Raw genomic sequence first — 7,359 nt, 5'->3', positions numbered from 1 at the left:
GCGCTGGCCCTGCTGTGGCTGGTGCCGCACGGCCCGCTGCTGGCGGGGTGCGCGCTGCTCCCCGTCGCCGCGGTCGCGGGGAGACGGGCGGAGCGCGGCGGCGCCGCACGCGCCGCGGAGACCGCGGCGCTGGCCGAGGAGCGGGCCGAGAGGCTGCGCGTCGTCTACGAGGCGCTCGTGCCGTACTTCGCCGCTCCCGAGGGATGCGCCGCGGACACCGCCTACACCTACGGCGGCTCCTTCGAGGACGTCATCCGCGACCCCGGCTTCGAGGGGGACCGCATCACGACCCTCTGCCTGCGGTACCCCGCCCACTTCCCCGACGGCGACGCGGAGGCACGCGCCCGGGTCGAGGAGGTGCTCACCGCCAAGACGGGCCGCGAACGCGAACTGCGGCTGTGCTGGGACCGCGAGCACAACCGGCTGCGCCTGGAGGTGCTCCCGCCGCTCCCCGACGGTGTGTGCGCCCAGCGGTTCGTCACCGGCCCCGGCGAGGCGGTCCTGGGGTTCACCGACGCCGACGCCGTCGACCGCACCGTCCCCGTCACCTCCGGCGAGGCGGACGCGGACGTGACCGACGCCGCGCCCGTGGTCTGGCGGACCGGCGCCCGGGCTCCCGCCGCGCATCTGCTGGCGACCGGCCGCCCCGGCTCCGGAACCACCTCGCTGCTGCGCTCCCTCGCGCTCCAGGCACTGAACGACGGCGACGTCCTGCTGGTGGACGGCAGCGGGGCCGGTGAGTTCGCCTGCTTCGCCGGTCGGCGCGGGGTGCTCACGGTGGAGTCCTCCCCCACCGGCGCGGCCGCCGCCCTGGAGTGGGCGACGGTCGAGACCGAACGCCGGCTGGCCGAGCTGGCACTGGCGCGCCGGACCGCCGTGGCAGACCATCCCTGCCCGCTGCGACCGCTGTGGATCGTGGTGGACCGCCCCGCCCTCCTCGCCCACCGGGCCCGGACGGCGGGAACCCGCGACCCCCAGGAACTGCTGGAGGTGCCACTGCGCCACGGGCGGGCCGCCGAGGTGACGGTGGTCGTGGCCGAGCAGTTGGACGGCCTGGCTTCTCTGGGCCCCGCCCTCACCGGCTGCACCGAGGCGCGCGTCGTGCTCGGGCCGGTACCCGGCGCGCTCCTGCACGAGCTGCTGGGCGGGGTGCCGACCTCCACACCGCCCCCGGGGGCGGCACCGGGCCGCGGCTACGCCCGGCCCGCCCCGGGCGTCCTGCTGCGGCTCCAGGCCCCGGCGGCGCCCGACCCCTACGACGACACCACCGACGAACGGCAGCGGCGGGCGGTCCTGGCCCTGCTGCCCGAGCGGCCAGGCGAGTCGGCGGACGAGGCGGACGACGAGGTCGGGGACGGCACGGTCGCCGGCGGCATCGTCGGCGGCGGGCGGGGAGCCGCCCACGCGTGACCTGCGCCGCCACGTGACCTGCGCGGACCGGTGGTCGGGGGCCGGGCGCCCGGGTCGGGCGCCGAGGGCCCGGTTCAGACGACCCAGCCGCCCGGCACCTGGCTCGCCCCCGCGCCGCCCCGGAGCAGCGCGGCGGCATCGGCGAGCCGGGCCACCGCTTCCGCGGCGAGCGGACCCGGCAGGGTGAAGGGCAGCCGGAGGTACCCCTCGAAGGCACCGTCGAGGCCGAAACGGGTGCCCGCCGGCACCCGGACGCCGCGGCGCTCGGCGAGGTCGGCGAGCCGGCTGCTGGAGAGCCCTCCGGCGCGGGCCCACAGCGTGAGTCCGCCGGCCGGGACGGCGAACTCCCAGTCGGGCAGCCGGGCGCGCAGGGCGGCGACAAGGGCGTCGCGGTTGGCGGTCACCTGGCCCCGCCGCAGTGTCACGGCGGCGTCCCAGCCGTCCCCGTTCATCAGCCGGGCGACCGCCAGCTGCTCGAACACCGGGCTGCCCAGGTCGACGTAGGCACGAGCCGCGACCAGGCTGCGCACGGTGTCGGGCGCCGCGCGCACCCAGCCGATCCGCAGCCCCGCCCAGAAGGTCTTGCTGGCCGACCCGATGGTCAGCACGGTCGAGCCCCCCGGGTCGAAGGCGCAGACCGGGCGGATCGGATCGGCGCCGGGGCGCAGGTCCAGGTCGCGCATGGTGTCGTCCACGACGAGAAGCGTGCCGGCGGCGCGTGCCGCGGCCACCAGCTCGCGCCGCTGGTCCTCCTGGGCGAGGGCCCCGGTGGGGTTGTGGAAGTCGGCGGCGACGTAGGCGAAGCGCGGCGCGGCGTCCCGCAGGACGCGGCGCCAGGCGGGAAGGTCCCAACCGCTGAGCCCCTCCCCCATCGCCACCGGGACCAGGCGGGTGCCGGTGTCCCGCATCAGTTGCAGGACGTTGGCATAGGACGGGTGCTCCACGGCCACCCGCTCGCCCCGGCCGGCGAGCAGGCGCCGCACGGCCGCGACCCCGCCCATCGCACCGGTGGTCACCATGATCTGCTCCGGCATGGTGGGCACGCCGGCGGCGCTGTAGCGCTCCGCCAGGGCCCGCCGCAGGGCGGGCAGCCCCGCGGGGAAGTCGCCGTGCGTCGCGGTGGTGGTGCGCAGGTCGGGGAGCGCGTCCTCGAAGGCGCGGGAGAGCAGGGGTTCGGGCGCGGGCAGCGCCGCGTACCCGAGGTCGATCACGGAGGCGTCGGTGTCCGGCGGCAGCGGGTCCAGCCCGCCGGACGGCGGGGCGTGGCCCTCGGGGACCGCTGTCCAGCTGCCCGCGCCCCTGCGCGACTCCAGGAACCCGTCGGCCCGCAGCGCCTCGAAGGCGGCGGCGACGGTGGTGCGGCTGACGGCGAGCGCGGCGGCGAGCTCCCGCTCGGCCGGGAGCCGGGCGGCGACCGGGATCCGGCCCTCCAGCACGAGGTAGCGCAGCCCGTCCGCGAGGACGCGGTAGGCCGGGCGGCGACGGTCGCCGGGTGCGGCGGGCGTCCCGCCGCCGAGCAACCGCCTCAGCTCCGCGGCGCCGACGGTGGAGGTCCAGGTGGTCATGATGGCGGTCCACTCCCTCGCGACCGGCCCCGAGGCGTGCCGACACCGGCCATGCTGCCAGAGTCCCGCAGGCCGGGCGGCCCGACGGGTCCTCCGGCGGCCCGCGGGAGGGGCGCGACGGGAGGACGGCGCGACGCGACCGGGAGCGGTGTGATTTCACAGCGGGGCCACCGGGCGGCTACAGTAGGCGGTTGATCCCCGTCCAACGGCCGACTTCGCGCGCAGTTCCCCTGCGGACACCGGGTGACGTCACAGCCGAGATGTGACGAACCGGGCGCGGGCGGGTAGGAGCATGACGGCGGCGAGACGGGGCGACCACCCCGCGACGGGAATCTTCCCCGCCGACCGGACGTTGACGGGATGACGACGACAGCCACACCTGTCATGTGGGCGACCAGCCCGGGAGGCACGATTCATGAGTGAGCGAGCTCTGCGCGGCACGCGACTCGTGGTGACCAGCTACGAGACTGACCGCGGTATCGACCTGGCTCCCCGCCAGGCGGTGGAGTACGCATGCGAGCGGGGGCATCGGTTCGAGATGCCCTTCTCCGTGGAGGCCGAGATCCCCTCGGAGTGGGAGTGCAAGGTCTGCGGCGTCCAGGCGCTGCTGGTGGACGGTGACGGGCCGGAGGAGAAGAAGGCCAAGCCCGCTCGGACCCACTGGGACATGCTGATGGAGCGGCGTACCCGTGAGGAGCTGGAGGAGGTGCTGGCCGAGCGGCTGGCCGTCCTGCGCTCGGGTGCGATGAACATCGCGGTGCACCCGCGGGACAGCAGGAAGTCCGCCTGAGGCGCACCACCGGTACGACACGGCCGGGCGCTGGGCCGTCCGGGTGGCAGGACCGCGCCCGCGGCCTCGACGCGACCGGCGCTTGACCTCAAGCGCGCTTGAGGTAGCAGGGTTGCGGCCATGACCGTGACAGCGCACGACCCGTCCCCCACTCCGCCGAACGGCACCCCGGCTGCGCCGTTCGGGTACGACGACCTGCCCGCCCTGACCGCGCGGATGACGGGCGCCGACAAGCACACGCCCTCGTCGGATTCGCTGACGGACGCGCTCTGGGTGCTCTACGACCAGGTCCTGCGGGTGGACCCGGCCCGCCCCGACGCCGAGGACCGGGACCGGTTCCTGCTCTCCCGGGGCCACGGCCCGATGTCCTACTACGCCGTGCTGGCCGCGAAGGGCTTCATCGACCCCGGAGTGCTCGACGGCTTCGGCACCTTCGACTCGCCCCTGGGCCACCACCCCGACCGGACGCTCGTCCCCGGCGTGGAGATCAGCAGCGGCTCCCTCGGCCACGGGCTGCCCCTCGGGGTCGGCACCGCCCTGGGGCTGCGCGCCCGCGGCCTGCACGCGCCCCGGGTGTGGGTCATGGTCGGCGACGCCGAACTCGACGAGGGCAGCAACCACGAGGCGCTGGAGTTCGCCGGAGCGTACGGACTGGACTCGCTGCACCTGGTGGTGGTCGACAACGCCTCGACGACGTGGGGTGACTCCCGCAGCCGGGCGGAGCGGATCGCCGCCGCCGGCTGGTCGCTGGCGGAGGCGGACGGCCGGGACCACGCCGACCTCCGGCGCGCCTGTGCCCTCCCCCACCCCGGCCGGCCGCACGCGGTGGTGGCCCGGGTCGAGCCCAAGCACCCCCGCTGAACGGGGGCCGCACGGGCGTCGTCGGTTCGGCCCCGCCACGGCGGCCCACCGACCGGAACGCCCCGCGAACTGCCCGACACACCACGGACCGCACCCCGAGGAGCCCTCATGCCCGCCCCCGCTGCCGCCCCCTCCCCCGTCGAGGCCGCACCTCCGTCGGCCGAGTCGATGCGCGACCGGTTCGTCCGCGTCGCCTCCGACCTCCTCGACAGCGACGAGCGCACCGCCGTGGTGCTCGCCGTCATCACCGCCGCGGCGTTCGAGGACGCCGCCCGACGGCACCCGCACCGGGTGATCGACGTGGGGATCCGGGAGCAGCTACTGGTCGGCGCGGGCGCGGGCCTGGCGCTGGCCGGCATGCGACCGATCGTCCACACCTTCGCCTCGTTCCTGGTGGAGCGCCCCTTCGAGCAGCTGAAGCTGGACTTCCAGCACCAGGGGGTCGGCGGGGTACTGGTGAGCGCCAACGCCTCCTACGACTGGCCGCAGGGCGGTTTCACCCACATGTCGCCGGGCGACGTCGCGCTGCTGGACACGCTGGACGGCTGGAACGTCCACGTCCCGGGGCACCCGGAGGAGGCCGAGGCCCTGTTGCGGCGCGCCGTCGCCGGGGAGGGCCGGGAGTACGTCCGGCTGTCGGAGCAGGCCAACCGGGCCCCGCTGCCGGTGGCGGACGGGCGGCTGCTGACACTGCGGGAGGGCGGTCCGGACGCCCCGGTGGTGATCGCGGTGGGACCGATGCTCGATCCGACCGCCGCGGCGGTCGCGGAGCTGCACGCCACCCTCCTGTACGCCGCCACGGTCCGGCCGTTCGACGCGGCCGGACTGCGCGCGGCGGTCGGCCCCCGTGCGACGGCGGACGTGGTGCTGGTCGAGCCGTACCTCGCGGGGACCTCGACCGCGCGGGTCGCCGAGGCGCTGCACGACGTGCCGCACCGTGTGCTCGCGCTGGGGGTGCCCCGCGCGGAGCTGCGGCGGTACGGCACCCGCCAGGAGCACGACCGCGCCCACGGGCTGGACGCCGCCGGGCTGCGGCAGCGGATCGGCGCCTTCACCCCCGGGGCGAGGGGCTGAGAGCGACCGGCCCCGGGGGGGCACGGCCCGGGGGCACGCGGAGCCACCGGGCCGGTCGCTCTCAGGGGCGGGGAGGATCGCCCGGGGTCTCCCCATCGGGCCGGTGCGGGTCCGGCGGGGCGTCGGGTCCGTGCCGCGGGTCGTCGTCGTCCAGTACCTCGCCCTGGACGACCTTTCCGTCGGGGCGCTGCATCCGCAGCCGCGCGTCGGCCGCGCGTGCCTCCTGGTAGGCGCTGCCCAGCGGGCCGGCGCGGCTCACGAGGAGGCCGCTGAGCCCGCTGCGCACCAGTGCCGCCGTGGGCGGGAAGATCAGCAGCAGGCCGAGGACGTCGGAGATCAGCCCGGGGACCATCAGCAGGATGCCGCCGACGGCCGACAGGCCGTTACCGGGCCGGGAGTCCGCCCGGTCCAGCCGGCGCCCCTGCTGGGCGGCCTGCACCGCCTCGTTCAGGTTGCGCAGCGCCCGGCGTCCGGCCCGGCGCAGCACCAGGGAGCCGGCGACGAACCCGGCGAGCAGGACGAGGACGACGGTGAGGCCGCCGGCCGTGCGTCCCAGCAGCAGGAGCAGCCAGATCTCGGCGATCACCCACACCACCGTCAGCAACGGCAGCAGGCTGCGTACACGCCGGCGTGAGGGGGTCTCGTCCGAGCGACGTCCGCCGGAGGGACGGCCGGGACCGATGGGAGGCGGGGAACCGGTGGTCATGACTCAAGTGTGCCTTCGTCCGGTGAAACTGCGGAAGCGGGAGGCGACGCCCCAGGCGGTGACCCGCCACAGGGCCTCGGTGACGATGGCGCGGCTCATCTTGCTGTCGCCGTGCGCCCGTTCCACGAAGGTGATCGGGACCTCGACGACCCGGTGGCCCGCGCGCGCCGCGCGGTGCAGCAGGTCCACCTGGAAGCAGTACCCCTGGGAGGCGACACCCGCCAGCAGGTCGGGGGCGAGGACGTGGGCCCGCAGGGCGCGGAAGCCGCCGGTGGCGTCGCGGACCGGCAGGTCCAGCAGCGCGCGGGAGTAGCCGCTGCCGCCGCGCGAGAGCAACTGCCGGTAGCGCGGCCAGTGGACTATCCGCCCGCCGGGGACCCAGCGCGACCCGATGACCAGGTCGGCGCCGCGCAGCGCGGTCAGCAGCCGGGGCAGCTGCTCCGGCTGGTGGGAGCCGTCCCCGTCCATCTCGACCAGCACGGGGTACCCCCGCTCCAGCCCCCAGCGGAAGCCGTCGAGGTAGGCGGCGCCGAGGCCCTCCTTGGCGGGTCGGTGCAGGACGTGCACGGCGTCGTCGGCGGCGGCGAGCCGGTCCGCGACGGCGCCGGTGCCGTCCGGGCTGTTGTCGTCGGCGACCAGGACGTCGGCGTGCGGCACGGCGGCGCGCAGTCGGGCGACCAGGGGCGGCAGGCTGGCGGCCTCGTTGTACGTGGGGATGACGACGAGCACCGGGCCGTCGGCGCGCTCGCGCGGTGGGGGTGCGGGGGTCACGCGGGTCGGTCCCCCGCCTCCTGCTTCGCACGCGCCGGCTCGGCCCCGGGGACCGGCCGGTCCTCCGCCGGCGAGGCGCCGGACTCCTGCGGGTGCTCCTCGCCGGTGGCCGCGGGGGTTCCGACGGGCGAGGTGCGCGGGTCCGCCCCGGAGCGGGGCGCACCCGCCGGGCCGTCGGACCC

Annotated in this window: 7 protein-coding genes and 1 pseudogene; 4 read left to right on the top strand and 4 right to left on the bottom strand. The window is 76.6% G+C overall.

All coding sequences use genetic code 11. The features are described 5' to 3' along the window. A partial coding sequence (locus HCJ92_RS20515) for a hypothetical protein (protein WP_167935096.1) occupies nucleotides 1–1,410 on the top strand: 1,410 nt, incomplete at its 5' end. A 74-nt stretch (nucleotides 1,411–1,484) separates the two neighbouring features. Here the strand turns inward: HCJ92_RS20515 and yczR are convergent. Next, the gene (gene yczR, locus HCJ92_RS20510) at nucleotides 1,485–2,975 is read right to left on the bottom strand and encodes a MocR-like transcription factor YczR (protein WP_167935095.1); all 1,491 of its coding nucleotides are present in this window, start codon (nucleotides 2,973–2,975) and stop codon (nucleotides 1,485–1,487) included. A gap of 415 nt (nucleotides 2,976–3,390) precedes the next feature. Here yczR and HCJ92_RS20505 point away from each other — a divergent pair, with 415 nt between their 5' ends. From HCJ92_RS20505 to HCJ92_RS20495, 3 genes are all read left to right on the top strand, one after another. Then, entirely contained in the window at nucleotides 3,391–3,765 is a 375-nt protein-coding gene (locus tag HCJ92_RS20505) for an RNA polymerase-binding protein RbpA (protein ID WP_167935094.1), read from the top strand. 120 nt (nucleotides 3,766–3,885) lie between these two features. Next, nucleotides 3,886–4,626: a transketolase gene (locus tag HCJ92_RS20500; RefSeq protein WP_167935093.1), complete on the top strand. Its 741-nt coding sequence runs from the start codon at nucleotides 3,886–3,888 to the stop codon at nucleotides 4,624–4,626. Between the two features lie 108 nt (nucleotides 4,627–4,734). Then, the gene (locus HCJ92_RS20495; protein ID WP_245241042.1) at nucleotides 4,735–5,700 is read left to right on the top strand and encodes a transketolase family protein; all 966 of its coding nucleotides are present in this window, start codon (nucleotides 4,735–4,737) and stop codon (nucleotides 5,698–5,700) included. 61 nt (nucleotides 5,701–5,761) lie between these two features. On the opposite strand, the gene fxsA is transcribed toward HCJ92_RS20495, so the two are convergent. From fxsA to HCJ92_RS24445, 3 genes and pseudogenes are all read right to left on the bottom strand, one after another. Next, a complete protein-coding gene (fxsA, locus tag HCJ92_RS20490) occupies nucleotides 5,762–6,406 on the bottom strand; it encodes an FxsA family membrane protein (RefSeq protein WP_167935092.1) in 645 nt (214 codons plus the stop codon). 3 nt (nucleotides 6,407–6,409) lie between these two features. Beyond that, entirely contained in the window at nucleotides 6,410–7,177 is a 768-nt protein-coding gene (locus HCJ92_RS20485; protein ID WP_167935091.1) for a glycosyltransferase, read from the bottom strand. Further along, nucleotides 7,174–7,359, bottom strand: a pseudogene (locus HCJ92_RS24445) (segregation/condensation protein A); the annotation flags it as partial. The gene HCJ92_RS20485 and the pseudogene HCJ92_RS24445, both read right to left, overlap by 4 nt.

The sequence above is a fragment of the Streptomyces spiramenti genome, assembly GCF_012034385.1.
Taxonomy (GTDB): domain Bacteria; phylum Actinomycetota; class Actinomycetes; order Streptomycetales; family Streptomycetaceae; genus Streptomyces; species Streptomyces spiramenti.
The sequence above is the reverse complement of the archived record's forward strand: the minus strand, read 5'-3'. Positions and strand labels throughout refer to the sequence as shown.